Raw genomic sequence first — 14,732 nt, forward strand, 5'->3', positions numbered from 1 at the left:
AGATCAAATAAACCCTTGAGGCGGGGGTTTGTTTTTTATTAAAAGTCCGCGTCGAAACTTATCTTTTGCGAATCTGCATCCTTTTCTTTGTTGAGCACTCCCGCTTTCTGGTATTCGGACACCCGTTTTTCAAAGAAATTTGTCTTCCCTTGAAGTGAAATCATATCCATGAAATCGAATGGATTGGTCGAATTGTAGACCTTTTCACATTGCAGTTCCACCAATAATCTATCCGTTACAAACTCAAGGTATTGGGTCATCAACTTTGAGTTCATCCCGATAAGGCTTACCGGCAACGATTCGGTAATGAATTCCCTTTCTATGTCCAAAGCATTCGTAAGGATTTCGGTGATGCGCTCTTTAGACACTTTGTTCACCAAATGGTTGTTATGTAGGTGCACGGCATAGTCGCAGTGCATTCCTTCATCCCTTGAGATCAACTCATTGGAAAAAGTGAGTCCTGGCATCAAACCTCTTTTCTTCAACCAGAAAATGGAACAGAAAGCTCCGGAAAAGAAAATACCTTCTACGGCTGCGAAAGCTATCAAACGTTCAGCGAAGCTTGGCGAGTCAATCCATTTAAGCGCCCAATCGGCTTTCTTTTTGATGGCAGGAAAATTTTCGATGGCCTTGAAAAGAATTCCTTTTTCTTTTTCATCTTTCACATAGGTGTCGATGAGTAGAGAATAGGTTTCTGAATGGATGTTTTCCATCATAATCTGAAATCCGTAGAAAAATTTAGCCTCGGAATACTGTACTTCGTTTACAAAGTTTTCTGCCAAATTTTCATTTACAATTCCATCCGATGCGGCAAAAAAGGCCAGGATGTGCTTGATGAAATACCGCTCATCATCACTCAATTTGTTGTTCCAGTCCGCTAAATCCTGGTGGAGGTCAATTTCCTCCGCCGTCCAAAAACAAGCCTCACATTTTTTGTACCATTCCCATAGATCATGGTGTTGAATCGGAAAAATTACAAATCGGTCTTCATTTTCTTGCAAAATAGGCTCGTGGGCAGTAGACATAGTGTTCTGTTTAAAAAAATTAATGAATTCGGACTGAAAGTTACCTTGCGGTAGGGACTTACAAAGATTCAAAAATGTTAGGGAATTGTAAAGTTTGTTTGGGCAGAAAGAGCTCAAAGTTTTTAACACAAACTGTTGAAATCTAGGATGGCCAGTGATGTTCGTTGGGCTTCTGCCATTGTAATTGTTAGGAAGTTTTTTTTTGAAGGTTGAACAAGAAAAAAAGACCAAAAAGTATATTTCGATATACTCTTTGGTCTTGTTCATGAATGGATATTACGCACTATGTTGCGTTTGTTCCCTATTACCAACCTGTACGGCCACTTCGTTCTTTTCCATGTGTTGGAAATGGTTCTAGGTAGTTCCCCCGAAACCCAAAACCCATCCTCGATGGTCCAGCCGAAGCTATTTTTTACAAGCGGTTCCCATTAAAAAGGAGATTGGTTGCTCGGCCGTACGGTTCTTTGGTAATATGTTATGAACTTATTTAGGTTGGACCTCGTTGTCTCGGAGTCCATGTTTCATTGCAAAAGCAAAGCAGCCAAAACCAGCGCCATCACAAATACAACAAATAGTATGGCACATCTTTTCATAATGACTTTTTGAATGTTTTTCTTTAGACAGGGCCAAGTTAACGAAGCAAGTGTCCAAGGTTTTGTTGATTTGTATGGACGGTCCTGTTTTTTGTATAATCGGTCCTTTCATTTTTTATTAAGAACGCATTGTTTTTAATTTTCACAGATTACACCCTGCTCCTTATCGAATTCCACGTGTTGTCCTTTTCTATCCAGTTATACGCGCAAAATGTCCATTAGCACATAATTTTGAAAACTGTATACATAATAATCCTAAATTTGGATTGTATTACTATTTTAAGGATGTTAGAAGCTGTTATTGTCGATGATGAGGTAAAGGCACTTCAAAGCTTAAGTTGGGAACTGACCAACCTAAGCGATGAGGTGGACATTGTTGCTTCTTTTACGGATGCCCACGAGGCTTTGAAGTATCTTGAGCAGAACACCCCGGATTGTCTCTTCTTGGATATTGAAATGCCTGCCATGGACGGCTTTCAGTTCATCAAAAATTTAAAGAACAAAAATTTTCCCGTGGTCATCACCACAGCCTACAATCAATATGCGCTCAAAGCCTTGAAGAATGAGGCCATAGACTATCTGCTAAAACCGATTGATACGGATGATTTGGAACTTACCATTGCCAAAATAAAAAAATACAACGCCAAGAACTTTACGGCTGAGAAACTGGAAAAAATCCTGTTGAACTTCAATGCAGAATCGCACAACAAAAAAATCACCATCAACACGGATGGCAAATTAGTGTTCCTGAACAGTGATGACATTCTTTACGCAGAATCTGACGGAAATTACAGCACGCTTTTTTTGAGTGATGGGCACAAAATGTTGCTGACAAAAAAATTAAAAGAAGTAAACGCCATTTTGCCAGAAAACAGTTTCTTCAGAATCCATAACTCCTACATCATCAACCTGAACAAAATAAAGGAGTTTCTTAAAACGGACGGCTATGTTGTGCTCGAATCCAATCATAAAATCCCTGTTTCCCGGCAAAAGAAATCCGACTTTTTGGATATGCTGTAACTTCCCCCTTACCTGTGTTCAATATTGACCATTTTACCATAACGAAATCATTTCTGCTGCAAAAGGTTGTTCCGGTGGCCCTTTTTGCGCTCTTTTCTTTGCGCCCGGCTCACTCCCAAAAAATTCCTGAATCTTTTAGGAGCAAAACCGAAAAACTGGTCAAAATGGCCCCAAAGACTTACTTGTCACTGGATACAGACCTCAAGTCCGAAAAAAGGGATACCACCTTGCTTCGTTATTTTGCAAACAAGGCCAAAGAAGCAAATTATCTAGAAGGTCAAGCCTATGCCCTTAACCAAATAGGCACCAAGTATCGGAACATCTCTCAATTTAAAAAAGCAGCTGACCTGCATACGGAGGCTTTGCAGCTATCTGAAAAAGCCAACAGTACAGAGCTTAAGGTGCTCAGTTTGAACATGCTGGGAGTTGTCTATAGGCGAACGGATGCCATCAAAACAGCCCTGGATTACAACCAAAAGGCTTTGGAATTGGCCGAACAGGTAGAGAATCCCTCACATCATATTAGAAGAAGCATCAATGTTTCTTTGAACTGTATTGGCAACCTTTACCAAACCCTAGAGCAATACGATTTGGCCATCATGCAGTTTAGAAGAGCCCTTAAACTTGAAGAGGAACTTGGGAACAAACTGGGGTTGGCCATAAATCATCAGAATATTGGTGATTGCTTGGAAGAAAAAGGAGACTTGGAAGGTGCCCTGGAGAATTATAGAAAGTCTTTGGCCTATAACGAAGAAATCAATTCTGATATTGGAAGGGTCATTTGCAAAAATAGTTTGGCACAGGTATATCTTAAACAGGATATGCCCTACGCAGCACTGGTGCTTTTAGAGCCGCTTCATGAGCAATCAAAATCCATTGGAGATTTTTATATAACCTCGTCCGTTTTTATAAATACGGGATGGGCGCATACCGTTTTGGGTGAATACGACAAAGCAGAACAGTTTATTGAAGAGGGTTTGGAAATGGCCCAAAATCACAATATGCCCAGCAACGTACTCTTTGGTCTTCAAAAACGCTCAGCATTGGAAAGCAAAAGAGGCAATTTTAAAGAGGCTTATGAGTACTACAAGAAGGCCGATGAATTTGATCGTGAGATTTCCAGTGCCACCAACCTAAGGTACATGAACGACATTATTGTGCGCTATGAAGCGGACAAGAAGAACAATCAAATTTCCGTACTGGCCAAGGAAAATGAGATTGTTCGATTAAGGCTCCGAAAAAACCAGACCACCCTTTTGGTCAGCGCCCTTATTGTGGGTCTGGTTGCATCCATTCTGTATATTTTGTACCGTCAGTACCAGAATAAGAACGAGAAAAGAGTACTAAGTCTGGAACAGAATATGTTGCGAAGCCAAATGAACCCGCATTTTTTGTTCAACTCGTTAAACTCCATTAAACTTTACATCATCAACAATGAACAGAAGAACGCCGTTCATTATCTGAACAAGTTTTCAAAATTGGTTCGGAAAATACTGGAAGCCTCCTCGGTAAAAGAAATTTCATTGGAAGACGAGTTGGAAACCGTAGAGCTGTACATGAATATCGAAAACATCCGGTTTTCCAATGAAATTGATTTTAAAATCACCTTAGATGATGATATCAATCCCGATGTGATCAAAGTACCTTCGTTGACCCTGCAGCCCTTTTTGGAAAATGCCCTGTGGCACGGTCTTTCTCCCAAAAAAGGAGAGAAAAAAATCCATATTCATGTGAAAAGAAAGAACAAGAACCATGTTTCCATCGAAATTGAGGATAATGGTGTTGGCCGCGGAGCTGCTGAAGTCAACAAAGAAAAAAGGGTGCTAAAAAGAAAATCGGTAGGCATTCGGATCACCAAAGAGCGTTTGGCCAACTTCGCCAAAGACTATCAAAACAACTTTGATGTGGATATTGTGGATTTGTTCGATGACAACGGAAACCCCAAAGGAACCAAGGTAGTTCTTGACATTCCTACCGTTTAGCAGTCTGTGAAGCTACTTCTTCCAACTCCTTGTACCATGCCTCGCCAAATTTTCGCATCAGTGCCTCTTTTACGAACTTGTAGATGGGCACTTTCAACTCTTTTCCCAAACTGCATGCTGCATCACAGATTTCCCACCGATGGTAATTTACAGCTGTAAAAGAAGAGTACGCTTTTGTTCTTACGGGATACAAATGGCAGGATATGGGCTTTTTCCATTGGGTAGCTCCAGCTTCATGAGCGGCTTCCAAACCACATTTGGCTATACCCGATTCTGAAAAAGTGACGTAGGCACATTCCCTGTTCTCGACCAAAGGGGTCTCCCATTCGCCATCCTCCCCTTTTACAAAAGTCCCTTGCTGTTCAATGGCCCTTATTCCCTCTGGCCTTAGATAAGGTTTCACATTTTCAAAAATCTGCTCTAGCATTTCGGTTTCCAAATCTTCTAAGGGGGCACCATATTCGCCCCCTACACAACACGCACCTTTGCACGCATTCAAATTGCAAACAAAATCATGCTCAATTATTTCCTCTGAAACAATGGTTTTTCCGATTTGGAACATTGGATGGGACAATTTTCAGCAAAGGTAACCCAAAACAAAATTTTGATGTTTTCTATACCTTATTTTATCATCCAAAAGTCTTTTTTACACGTAAATTTGCCAATCTAAAAAGTAAGTCGATGAATTTGAACTTTAAGGAAATAGCAACGGCTGGGATGATTCTTTTTGCCGTTATTGACATTGTGGGCAGCATCCCGATAATTATATCACTACGCAAAAAGGTGGGACATATACAGTCGGAAAAGGCATCGATAGTAGCCGCATGTATTATGGTTGCCTTTCTCTTTGTGGGAGAACGTATTTTGCACCTCATTGGAATCGACGTCAATTCTTTTGCGGTAGCAGGGGCGTTCATCATTTTCTTTTTGGCCATTGAAATGATTTTGGGCATTACCCTTTATAAGGATGACGAACCAGAAACAGCCTCCATAGTACCTATAGCATTCCCCCTTATTGCTGGAGCGGGCACCCTTACTTCCCTATTGGCACTTCGTGCTGAGTATCATGTGGAGAATATCATCGTGGCCATTATTCTAAACACTATCTTTGTGTATATCGTTCTTAAATTCAGTGCCAAAATAGAAAGGGTTTTGGGAAAGAATGGCCTCAGTGTTATCCGTAAGGTTTTTGGAGTAGTGCTTTTGGCCATTGCGGTAAAGCTTTTTGCTGCGAACATAAATCAACTTTTGGCCCAATAATTAATGTATAGTCATGAACAAGACATTGAGTATAATACTAATTGTTCTAGCCCTTGGCTTGATTGCCTATAATGTAACTTTGGTAGACTTTGAAAATCCTTTCCAAGGAGACAGCACTATAGCATTGATCGGGATTTTGGCCTCATTATGCGCCGTGGTCCTGTTGCTGATTTTTATTGCCTCAAAGAAAATTGAGAAAAAGTTAAAAGAGGATTAATTCTCTACATGTGAAATTTCGGCCCCTGCGGGTTTTATTTCTAAAGCATCCAGGGCTTTCACCTTTTTCAACATGGCATCGTGTTCACCTTTGATTTGTGCAGAAATGTTGGGTGAGAACAGTTGTTCGGCAATATTGGCTTTGAGGTAAGCCTTTATTTTCTCCTCCTGGGCATAAAAGTCAAGCCTGATTTTTCGGTTCAGGACGAAGTCGATAAAATTGTCGAACAGAATATCGTCAACCCTGAACTCTTCCAAGAATTGATTTTTTGTATAATCGGCATAACGATTTCTGTCCTCTTCCAGGTGTTCAAAGATAAATCGGGAGAAAAACTGATAGGTGTCATCCATACTTTCTATGGCTTCTTCCTCATTACTGCCAATGGGCACAAAAACGTCTGGAATAATTCCCCCTCCCCCGTAGACCACTTTACCTTTTGGAGTTACAAATTTCAGGGAATCGGCCACTTTAATACTGTCCACAGAAATCATTTCTCCAGAACGATACCGTTCCATAAATTTTTGATAGTAATCCCGATGGCCATTTTCATACGATTTTTGGATGGACCGCCCAGTTGGAGTATAGTATCTTGAAACTGTCAAACGGACGGCAGAACCGTCTCCTAGATCCATTTCCCTTTGCACCAATCCCTTGCCAAAAGAGCGTCTGCCCACAATGGTTCCAATATCGTTGTCCTGCAAGGCCCCAGCAATGATTTCACTGGCCGATGCCGACCGTTCATTGATTAAAACGTATACTGGCTTGTCCTCAAAATCGCCTTTGTCCGTAGCATAGGCTTTCTTTATTCTTCCCTTTTTGTTCTTGGTAAAAAGAATCAGTTTGTCCTCCTCCAAAAACTCGTCCGTCAACTTTTCGGCAATGCCCAAATACCCTCCTGGATTATCCCTAAGGTCCAGCACTAGCTTTTCGGCCCCTCGTAACTTAAGCTTTCTTAATGCATCTTTGAATTCATTAAAGGTAGATTCGGCAAAACGGTTAATTTTTAAATAGCCCATATCTTTAGTGAGCATGTAATAAGCCACCACGCTTTTGATTGGGATTTTGTTTCGGGTCACCGTTACATCCATGAAGCGGTTCTCCGTTTTTCGAAAAACTTTCAGGTCTACCTTGGTACCTATTCTTCCTTTCAATTTGGAGACTACGGTATCGTTTGGTATTCTTTTTCCAAATAAGGTGTCCTTGTCGGCCATTAAAATGCGATCGCCTGGCATAATTCCGGTGATATAGCTTGGACCGTTTTTGATGGTGCGGATTACCGTGATGGTATCGCGAAACATATAGAAACTGATTCCGATTCCTCCAAAATCACCTTTCATGTTCTCAGACACTTCCTGCATTTCACTCCTAGGAATATATACCGAATGGGGGTCTAGTTTTCCAAGTATATTATTTACGGTGACATCGACAATACTATCGGTGTCCACATCATCGACATATTCATAATCGATGTAGTCAATCAATCGGTTCAGCTTGTCTTTCTTGGAATTTGTGGAAAAGAGTCTTTCCGGGGTGTCGTTAAAATGGAGCTTGCCCCCAATAAAAACACCAAGGGCCACCGCAAGGGCGAACAATGTGGGCCATAAATAACTATTTTTCTTTTCCATGGGGCTTAATAATCTATACCATTTCCTCCAAAATGGGCAAATGGTGGGTTTGTACTCCGGCTCTTTCCAAAAACTTCAAACCGGAGTCATCTTTATAGGTTTTTTGGTACACCACACGTTTTATGCCAGATTGATGAATCAATTTACTACATTCCCGGCAAGGAGATAGTGTTATATATAATGTGGCTCCCTCACAGGATTGGGTTGATGAGGCCACTTTTGAAATGGCATTGGCCTCTGCATGCAGCACATACCATTTTGTATATCCTTCGTCATCCTCACAAAAATTCTCAAAACCAGTAGGTGTGCCATTATATCCATCGGATATGATCATACGATCTTTTACAATGATCGCCCCTACCTGCTTTCTTTTGCAATAGGATAGTTTGCCCCATTCCTGGGCCATGCGCAAATAGGCCTTATCGTATTTCTCTTGTTTTCCTTCTTTCATTTTGAAATTAAACGGACAGTAAACTAAAGATACCTGCTTTGGCAGACCCATACAACCTTATTCGATTAAATTTAACGAAGGCCCTATGATGGAAACGTGGCGATGAGCAAGGGTATTGTAATGGCAATGACTAAAATTGATGCCAAAGTGATAAATACGGGCCTTTTTACTTTCAAAAAGTCCAAAAACAAGAATGCCAAGGCAAGTACTACCAAAATAATAGTTACCTGGGCAATTTCTATTCCTGTTGCAAAACCCAATAACGGGGTGAGCTTATCTTCCTCCTCTGCCATGAGCATTTTAAAGTAATTGGAAAACCCGAAACCGTGAATCAATCCGAAAAAAGCCGTTGCCGCAACATGAAGCCATAGACCTACTTGCATCGCTTCTTTGAACACATAGGTAAAATTGAACAGCGCTGTCAACATAATGGTCACGGGAATCAAAAATTCTATGATGCCCACATCGACCGTAAATATTTCATAGACCGACAGCCCAAGCGAAACACAGTGCGCAATGGTAAATATAGTGGTCAAAATCACAACCCGTTTCCAATACTTAAAAGTGAATGGAATCGCCAAGGCTGAAAGAAACAGAATATGGTCATAAGCGCCAAAATCCAATACATGATTCAATCCCAATTTAATGTAAAACCAAAATTCTTGCATATCCTTTTCTATGAAATTCCTCGTTCTTTTTGAATGGTGTCGTAGGCCTTTTGCACTTCCTTGAACTTCTCCTCGGCTCCTTTTTTTATGGCTTCATTTTCAGTGACCACACGATCGGGATGGTATTTTTTGGCCATACGTCGGTACGCCTTTTTTACCTCTTCATCTGTAGCTGTTTTTTCAATTTCAAGAATCTTGTACGCATTGTCCGCCGATTTGATAAACATGGCCATAATACTCTCAAAATCATATTGCCCCACCCGAAGGTAACCAGCCAATTCACGTAATTTATTTACTTCCGCTTTACTTATTTGTCCGTCGGCCTGAGCGATGCCAAATAGGAAATGAATCAATTGTAACCTCACTTCGTAGCGTGTACGTTGCACTAAATAAGAACAAATTCGTTGGGCGGAAATTTCCCTTTTTTTGATTACATCATTAAAGGTCCTAAAAATGGCATTGGCCTTCTCCTTGCCATAGGTGCTGATAAAATATTGACGCACATAATCCAACTCCCGTTGACTTACCGTTCCGTCTGCTTTAATGACAATGGAGCACAATGATAAAAGATTCAGCTCAAAATCGGCGGGGGATACCGTTTGTCTGGTAAAATCTTCAAATAGGGTACTCCCTTGCCTGGACCCTCCGAGACCATCCAAAAAACTTCCGACAATAAATCCCAGTATCGCTCCAGGTAGTCGAAAAAGAAAATATCCAAGCACAGCGGCAACCCACTTAATCATTCTTCTAAAATTTAAAGCCCAAATATAGGGTTTTGACCAACAAGGAAAGCTTTACAGGATGTTAACGATGGTGAAAAAAATGCTGTAAAAACCGTATCTTTGAAACCCAAACAAAAAAATAGACTATGTATCCAGAAGAATTGGTTAAACCCATGCGAGAGGACTTGGCTTCTGCCGGGTTCGAAGAACTATATACCAGTGAAGCGGTTGAGAACGCACTTAAACAAGATGGTACCACATTGGTCGTGGTAAATTCCGTTTGTGGTTGCGCAGCGGCCAACGCCAGACCTGCTGCAAAATTAAGTTTGCAAAATGAAAAAAATCCAGACCATTTGGTAACTGTATTTGCCGGAGTAGACATGGAAGCCGTCGAAACAGCACGAAACCACATGGTGCCTTTTCCTCCATCATCACCTAGTATGGCCCTTTTCAAGGACGGTGAGTTGGTACACATGATTGAAAGACACCATATTGAAGGAAGACCCGCCGAATTGATTGCCGAAAACCTAATGGAGGCCTACAACGAATTTTGCTGATTAATCCCTTTCTATAAAAAAACAAGCCACCCTTAAAGGGTGGTTTTTTATTTTTACATCAAATATTGGCATTACCAAACAATGTTACCATGGCAAAATTGCTTTCTTATCTTTTGACCATACTTTTCTTTCTCTTTTTTGGATTGACGTTGATCATCTTCCATCCCATCCAGTGGTTTTGCCTAAACGTTTTAGGATATAGTGCGCATAAGCAAAGTGTTTCCATTTTAAACTGGTTTCTTATGCGATGTACCAATATTCTGGGAACGCGATATACGTTTGAAAACCAACATGAAATTCCAACTGATCGGCCATTAATTATAGTCTCCAATCATCAGAGCATGTATGATATCCCTCCCATAATTTGGTACATGCGGAAGCACCACCCAAAGTTTGTGAGCAAGATGGAGTTGGGAAAAGGAATTCCGAGTGTGTCTTTTAATCTTAGGCATGGAGGTTCCGTGTTGATTAATAGGAAAGACCCCAAGCAATCCATTGCCCAGTTGGAAAAGCTAGGAACATACATTGAAAAACATAACAGAAGTGCAGTTATTTTCCCTGAAGGAACTCGGAGTAGAAACGGAATCCCCAAAACTTTCCGCACCACAGGCCTAAAGGTTCTAATGCAAAATGCACCTTCGGCACTTGTGGTACCAATCAGCATCAACAATTCTTGGAAATTGCTCCGTTATGGAAAATTTCCGATGGGCCTGGGCAACCATTTAAAGTTCAAGGTTCATAAACCTTTGGAAAACCAGGAGCCTCCGGAAAAGATAATCGCTCAGGTAGAGGAGCAAATTACAAAGCATGTAAAGCCTTAGCATGGAAGATACAAATCTTATAAAGCGCACCATCTCCTTTGTAAAAGAGACTCTTAAAAACGCGGAGGGCGGACACGATTGGTTCCATATTGAAAGAGTTTTCCGTACAGCAAGAATCATTTCCAAAGAGGAAAAAGTAGATGCTACAGTAGTTGAACTGGCAGCTCTGCTTCATGATATTGCCGACCCGAAATTTCATAACGGGGACGAGGAAATTGGTCCGGAAACTGCCCAAAATTTCATGGAATCTGAGGAAATTGACAAGGATGTTGTAGTTCATGTGGTCAGCATCATAAAACAGATGTCGTTCAAGAACAGTTTAGAAACTAAGACAAATACATTCTCGTCGAAAGAACTACAAGTGGTTCAGGATGCTGACAGATTGGATGCCCTGGGTGCCATTGGCATTGCACGTGCTTTTAATTATGGTGGCTATAAGAACAGACCCTTATACAATCCTGATGTTCCCCCAAAATTCAATATGTCCAAAGAAGAATATAAAAATACCAAGGGCCCGACCATAAATCACTTCTATGAAAAATTACTGTTGCTGAAAGACAAAATGAATACAGAAACAGGGAAAAAACTTGCCATTAAAAGACATGAGTTTATGCTGACTTTTCTAGAGCAATTCAAAAACGAATGGGAATCCCTTGAACCCATTGACTAAATTCGTCGGCCTTAACTAAAACATCTGATGGCTACTTTGAGGGCAATCCCCGTGTAAGCCAGCCCCCTTTGTTCACAGTGGCAATCGAGTAAGGTGTGATCCAAAATAAACCAAACGTATAAAGAATACTATACGAATATGCCCAAAAGGATTCTGACAAATTATACCGTCTCGCATAGAAAATGACCGGAAAGGTAGTGAACAACAAAACCCCAAACAAAGTAGAGCTTAAAAACAATATGGGATGTGAAAATACAAAGAACAGCATGAATGCCATTGCTGGGTAACTCATCATTATGTCCACGGATTGACTTATGAACAGCAGCCTTGCGCCGAATTTGGAATCTTTTCTAAAATTGGTAAAAACATATTTGGACATGGCAATGTTTTCCCTAACATTGCTTCTTCCCCATCGGATAAACATTTTATAGAGTCCCCTATAGTTCTCGGGTACCTTAGTATATGCATAGGCATTTCGCTGGAAGAGCACATGATGCCCCCGTTTCAATATCATGTTGGTCAAAGCACGGTCTTCTCCTATATCCGAAAGCTCACCCATAAAGGTTTGATCCATCCATTCTGTAAGACAGTCCATTACGGCCGACCTCCTATATGCGGCTAGGGCTCCAGGAGTGCACAATACGGTGCGTAAGTTGCTCTCCACTGAACGAACGAACTCGAAACTTAAAACAAAACTGACATCCAGCATTTTTGGAAGTAACGCCCGCTCGTTGTTCAGCACCCTGATATTTCCGGCAACTGCTCCACATTCAGAATTGGTCACCAAAGGACTTACCAAATTTCTTAAAGTATCCTGATTAACCACGGAATCACTGTCAACCGTGACGAAAATTTCTCCCACACCTTCTTTAAAGCCATGGTTCAAGGCATGTTTCTTCCCTTTATTCTCGGGTTGCTTGTATATGGTCAATGTATTTCCTAGTGCTTCTTTGGCTTCCTGAATCCAATGCCAAGTATCATCCTCACTGCCATCATCAATGGCTAAGAGCTGAAGTTTTTCCTTCGGGAAATCGCTCTCAGCCAGGCTCATTAGTGTATGCCATACTTGTTTACCTTCATTGTATGCCGGCACAATTACAGTACATGTGGGAAGCTCTTCATCTTTTACTGATTTGATGGGCCTGTATTTGAAGTAATGATAGAGCGTATATAAAAAGAAACATGCTTTGAACACAAACAATGCACCGCTGAAAATGAGAAACGCAAACCCTAATCTTGATTGCATTTGGTGTGTATTGAAAAGTGTAAAGTCATTTTGTAAAATATGAACCAAGTAGGCAGATCCAATCATTAGAACAAACGTGCTTCCCAATACAAAAACACCCCATGGATCAGCAGAATCAAGAAAGTTTTTTACTCTATTAGACCATTTGGACTTGTTTTCCACAGCGTGGTAAAATTTCATTTTCATGTTGTTTCAATTATCTTTTTGGTTACTCAGAATTCTAAAATGGGATGTCAACATTCACATTTACGAGTGAATCGGAATTTTAGATTTTGACTATTGGTTTTTAACGCATCTCTAACATCAAAGTGGCATCAATATCCATGCACATGAGCTACGACTAAGAATACGATTCATTGTAATTTGATGAAAAGGCCGATTTAAGCTTCATGTTTTTTGTATCTTGATTAGCTCAAAATCCAATATCAGATGCAAAGAAGAAAGTTTCTTAAAAATGCTGCGGCCGCCTCCGCGGCTTTTTCCATTGTACCAAGTCACGTACTTGGAAAATCACACGTACCGCCCAGCGACACCCTTTATGTAGGTGCCTTTGGTGTTGGCGGTCGTGGAAATGGCGTCATCACTGGTATGGCGGCCACGGCAAAAGTTAAATTTGTTGCCTTCTGTGATGTGGACGACCGGCGCGCCCAACCTACATACGAGCTATTTCCCGATGTAAAAAAATTTAAGGACTTCCGGAAAGTGTACGACAAGCATCTAAAAGACATTGACGCGATAATGGTAGCCACTCCAGACCACACACATGCGAGCATAGCTCTTCCCTTTATGCGTGAAAAGAAACATGCCTATGTCGAAAAGCCTTTGACCCATAATATTCGTGAGGCCCGTTTGATGACACAAGTGGCCTCCGAAAACGGGATTGTTACCCAAATGGGCAACCAAGGAGCTTCCAGCGATGACAGTCGTATAGCTCGCGAATGGGTGGAATCTGGAATAATAGGCAAGGTACATACCATCGATTGTTGGACAAACAGACCCGTTTGGCCACAGGGAGTGCCCGTTCCTACCGAAAAACATCGTGTACCTAGGGAATTGGATTGGGATCTTTGGTTGGGACCCGCCACCACACGCGATTATAATGATGCCTATTTGCCCTTCAAGTGGCGGGGTTGGTGGGATTTTGGCACAGGCGCTTTGGGGGATATGGGTTGTCATATTATGGAAACCCCTTTCAGTGTTTTGGACCTCAGCTATCCAACAGAGGCAGAAGCCAGCTGTACCACGGTTTGGGTAGGTGATTTTGTAGAAGCGGATTACAGCCCATCATGTCCCCCATCTTCTAAAATCCATCTAAAATTTGAACACGAACATCATGGGGACATAGCCCTGAATTGGTATGATGGTGGAATTAAACCGGACTTACCTGATGAACTAAAGGATAATGAAACCATAGGAGATGGTGGCGGCGGAACGGTGATGTATGGTGACAAAGGAATCATTGTCTGCGACACCTATTCCAGAAATGCAAGGTTATTGCCTTCGGACTTAATGGGACTTTTCAAATCCCCTGCCCCCAAATATCCAAGAATACCCAATAGTATGGATGGCCATATTGCCAGTTTTGTGGATGCATGCATTCAAGGGGGAGAAACCGCATCTGATTTTGCAAAAGCAGGTCCCCTTACCGAAACTGTACTTATGGGAAATTTGGCTGTTAAAGCTTATCAATACAAAGTATTGAAAGAAGGCAAACAAGTGGGCGATTGGGCCCCATACGAATATCCGGGCAGGCGCAAATTGCTTTGGGATGGTGAAAACATGAAAATCACCAATTACGAAAAAGCCAATGAATGGGTTTCTAGGGAATATCGTAAAGGTTGGGAATTGACCTAAGGCTGAAGAAAATTGTATCTT

15 protein-coding genes are annotated in these 14,732 nt (G+C 41.3%); 8 read left to right on the forward strand and 7 right to left on the reverse strand.

Going from position 1 to position 14,732, the window contains the following annotated elements; all coding sequences use genetic code 11:
- Positions 1-38: 38 nt before the first annotated feature.
- Complete coding sequence (locus GTQ34_RS06125) at positions 39-1,025, reverse strand: ribonucleotide-diphosphate reductase subunit beta (protein ID WP_166522906.1); 987 nt, start codon at positions 1,023-1,025, stop codon at positions 39-41.
- A gap of 878 nt (positions 1,026-1,903) precedes the next feature.
- On the opposite strand from GTQ34_RS06125, the gene GTQ34_RS06130 reads away from it, so the two are divergent.
- Together GTQ34_RS06130 and GTQ34_RS06135 are read left to right on the forward strand one after the other, a co-directional pair.
- Positions 1,904-2,638 carry a LytR/AlgR family response regulator transcription factor gene (locus GTQ34_RS06130; protein WP_166522907.1) on the forward strand — a complete coding sequence of 245 codons (735 nt, stop codon included), beginning with the start codon at positions 1,904-1,906 and terminating at the stop codon, positions 2,636-2,638.
- 164 nt (positions 2,639-2,802) lie between these two features.
- Complete coding sequence (locus tag GTQ34_RS06135) at positions 2,803-4,620, forward strand: tetratricopeptide repeat protein (protein ID WP_166522908.1); 1,818 nt, start codon at positions 2,803-2,805, stop codon at positions 4,618-4,620.
- Here GTQ34_RS06135 and GTQ34_RS06140 read toward each other — a convergent pair.
- The gene (locus GTQ34_RS06140; protein WP_166522909.1) at positions 4,610-5,182 is read right to left on the reverse strand and encodes a DUF3109 family protein; all 573 of its coding nucleotides are present in this window, start codon (positions 5,180-5,182) and stop codon (positions 4,610-4,612) included. The genes GTQ34_RS06135 and GTQ34_RS06140 overlap by 11 nt on opposite strands.
- A gap of 119 nt (positions 5,183-5,301) precedes the next feature.
- On the opposite strand from GTQ34_RS06140, the gene GTQ34_RS06145 reads away from it, so the two are divergent.
- Positions 5,302-5,880 (forward strand): MarC family protein, encoded by a 579-nt coding sequence (locus tag GTQ34_RS06145; protein WP_166522910.1) that lies wholly within the window; start codon positions 5,302-5,304, stop codon positions 5,878-5,880.
- A 13-nt stretch (positions 5,881-5,893) separates the two neighbouring features.
- Positions 5,894-6,097 carry a hypothetical protein gene (locus GTQ34_RS06150; RefSeq protein WP_166522911.1) on the forward strand — a complete coding sequence of 68 codons (204 nt, stop codon included), beginning with the start codon at positions 5,894-5,896 and terminating at the stop codon, positions 6,095-6,097.
- Here GTQ34_RS06150 and GTQ34_RS06155 read toward each other — a convergent pair.
- The 4 genes from GTQ34_RS06155 to GTQ34_RS06170 form a co-directional block, all read right to left on the reverse strand.
- Complete coding sequence (locus GTQ34_RS06155) at positions 6,094-7,722, reverse strand: S41 family peptidase (RefSeq protein WP_166522912.1); 1,629 nt, start codon at positions 7,720-7,722, stop codon at positions 6,094-6,096. The two genes, GTQ34_RS06150 and GTQ34_RS06155, sit on opposite strands and share 4 nt — an antisense overlap.
- 13 nt (positions 7,723-7,735) lie before the next feature.
- Positions 7,736-8,173: a deoxycytidylate deaminase gene (locus GTQ34_RS06160; protein ID WP_166522913.1), complete on the reverse strand. Its 438-nt coding sequence runs from the start codon at positions 8,171-8,173 to the stop codon at positions 7,736-7,738.
- Positions 8,174-8,256: 83 nt separating this feature from the next.
- The gene (locus GTQ34_RS06165) at positions 8,257-8,841 is read right to left on the reverse strand and encodes a HupE/UreJ family protein (protein ID WP_166522914.1); all 585 of its coding nucleotides are present in this window, start codon (positions 8,839-8,841) and stop codon (positions 8,257-8,259) included.
- Positions 8,842-8,849: 8 nt separating this feature from the next.
- The gene (locus tag GTQ34_RS06170) at positions 8,850-9,584 is read right to left on the reverse strand and encodes a TerB family tellurite resistance protein (RefSeq protein ID WP_166522915.1); all 735 of its coding nucleotides are present in this window, start codon (positions 9,582-9,584) and stop codon (positions 8,850-8,852) included.
- A 125-nt stretch (positions 9,585-9,709) separates the two neighbouring features.
- Here GTQ34_RS06170 and GTQ34_RS06175 point away from each other — a divergent pair, with 125 nt between their 5' ends.
- The 3 genes from GTQ34_RS06175 (at position 9,710) to GTQ34_RS06185 (ending at position 11,611) form a co-directional block, all read left to right on the forward strand.
- Positions 9,710-10,120, forward strand: a complete 411-nt coding sequence (locus GTQ34_RS06175) for a BrxA/BrxB family bacilliredoxin (protein ID WP_166522916.1) — start codon at positions 9,710-9,712, stop codon at positions 10,118-10,120.
- Between the two features lie 89 nt (positions 10,121-10,209).
- Positions 10,210-10,941: a lysophospholipid acyltransferase family protein gene (locus GTQ34_RS06180; RefSeq protein WP_166522917.1), complete on the forward strand. Its 732-nt coding sequence runs from the start codon at positions 10,210-10,212 to the stop codon at positions 10,939-10,941.
- Position 10,942: 1 nt separating this feature from the next.
- On the forward strand, positions 10,943-11,611 hold the full coding sequence (locus GTQ34_RS06185; protein WP_166522918.1) for an HD domain-containing protein: 669 nt from the start codon (positions 10,943-10,945) through the stop codon (positions 11,609-11,611).
- A gap of 31 nt (positions 11,612-11,642) precedes the next feature.
- Here the strand turns inward: GTQ34_RS06185 and GTQ34_RS06190 are convergent, their stop codons facing one another.
- Positions 11,643-13,037 carry a glycosyltransferase family 2 protein gene (locus GTQ34_RS06190; RefSeq protein WP_417936259.1) on the reverse strand — a complete coding sequence of 465 codons (1,395 nt, stop codon included), beginning with the start codon at positions 13,035-13,037 and terminating at the stop codon, positions 11,643-11,645.
- A gap of 249 nt (positions 13,038-13,286) precedes the next feature.
- Here GTQ34_RS06190 and GTQ34_RS06195 point away from each other — a divergent pair, with 249 nt between their 5' ends.
- Complete coding sequence (locus tag GTQ34_RS06195) at positions 13,287-14,711, forward strand: Gfo/Idh/MocA family protein (RefSeq protein WP_166522920.1); 1,425 nt, start codon at positions 13,287-13,289, stop codon at positions 14,709-14,711.
- The last annotated feature ends 21 nt before the right edge of the window (positions 14,712-14,732 follow it).

This window comes from Flagellimonas ochracea (genome assembly GCF_009903685.1).
Taxonomy (GTDB): domain Bacteria; phylum Bacteroidota; class Bacteroidia; order Flavobacteriales; family Flavobacteriaceae; genus Flagellimonas; species Flagellimonas ochracea.

Excerpts from the sequence above, each read along its gene's own strand:
- GTQ34_RS06165 (WP_166522914.1), bottom strand. The coding sequence starts at position 8,841 with ATGCAAGAATTTTGGTTTTACATTAAATTGGGATTGAATCATGTATTG.
- GTQ34_RS06170 (WP_166522915.1), bottom strand. The coding sequence starts at position 9,584 with ATGATTAAGTGGGTTGCCGCTGTGCTTGGATATTTTCTTTTTCGACTA.
- GTQ34_RS06140 (WP_166522909.1), bottom strand. The coding sequence starts at position 5,182 with ATGTTCCAAATCGGAAAAACCATTGTTTCAGAGGAAATAATTGAGCAT.
- GTQ34_RS06180 (WP_166522917.1), top strand. The coding sequence starts at position 10,210 with ATGGCAAAATTGCTTTCTTATCTTTTGACCATACTTTTCTTTCTCTTT.
- GTQ34_RS06175 (WP_166522916.1), top strand. The coding sequence starts at position 9,710 with ATGTATCCAGAAGAATTGGTTAAACCCATGCGAGAGGACTTGGCTTCT.
- GTQ34_RS06135 (WP_166522908.1), top strand. The coding sequence starts at position 2,803 with ATGGCCCCAAAGACTTACTTGTCACTGGATACAGACCTCAAGTCCGAA.
- GTQ34_RS06195 (WP_166522920.1), top strand. The coding sequence starts at position 13,287 with ATGCAAAGAAGAAAGTTTCTTAAAAATGCTGCGGCCGCCTCCGCGGCT.
- GTQ34_RS06190 (WP_417936259.1), bottom strand. The coding sequence starts at position 13,037 with ATGAAATTTTACCACGCTGTGGAAAACAAGTCCAAATGGTCTAATAGA.
- GTQ34_RS06125 (WP_166522906.1), bottom strand. The coding sequence starts at position 1,025 with ATGTCTACTGCCCACGAGCCTATTTTGCAAGAAAATGAAGACCGATTT.
- GTQ34_RS06130 (WP_166522907.1), top strand. The coding sequence starts at position 1,904 with ATGTTAGAAGCTGTTATTGTCGATGATGAGGTAAAGGCACTTCAAAGC.
- GTQ34_RS06155 (WP_166522912.1), bottom strand. The coding sequence starts at position 7,722 with ATGGAAAAGAAAAATAGTTATTTATGGCCCACATTGTTCGCCCTTGCG.
- GTQ34_RS06185 (WP_166522918.1), top strand. The coding sequence starts at position 10,943 with ATGGAAGATACAAATCTTATAAAGCGCACCATCTCCTTTGTAAAAGAG.
- GTQ34_RS06150 (WP_166522911.1), top strand. The coding sequence starts at position 5,894 with ATGAACAAGACATTGAGTATAATACTAATTGTTCTAGCCCTTGGCTTG.
- GTQ34_RS06160 (WP_166522913.1), bottom strand. The coding sequence starts at position 8,173 with ATGAAAGAAGGAAAACAAGAGAAATACGATAAGGCCTATTTGCGCATG.
- GTQ34_RS06145 (WP_166522910.1), top strand. The coding sequence starts at position 5,302 with ATGAATTTGAACTTTAAGGAAATAGCAACGGCTGGGATGATTCTTTTT.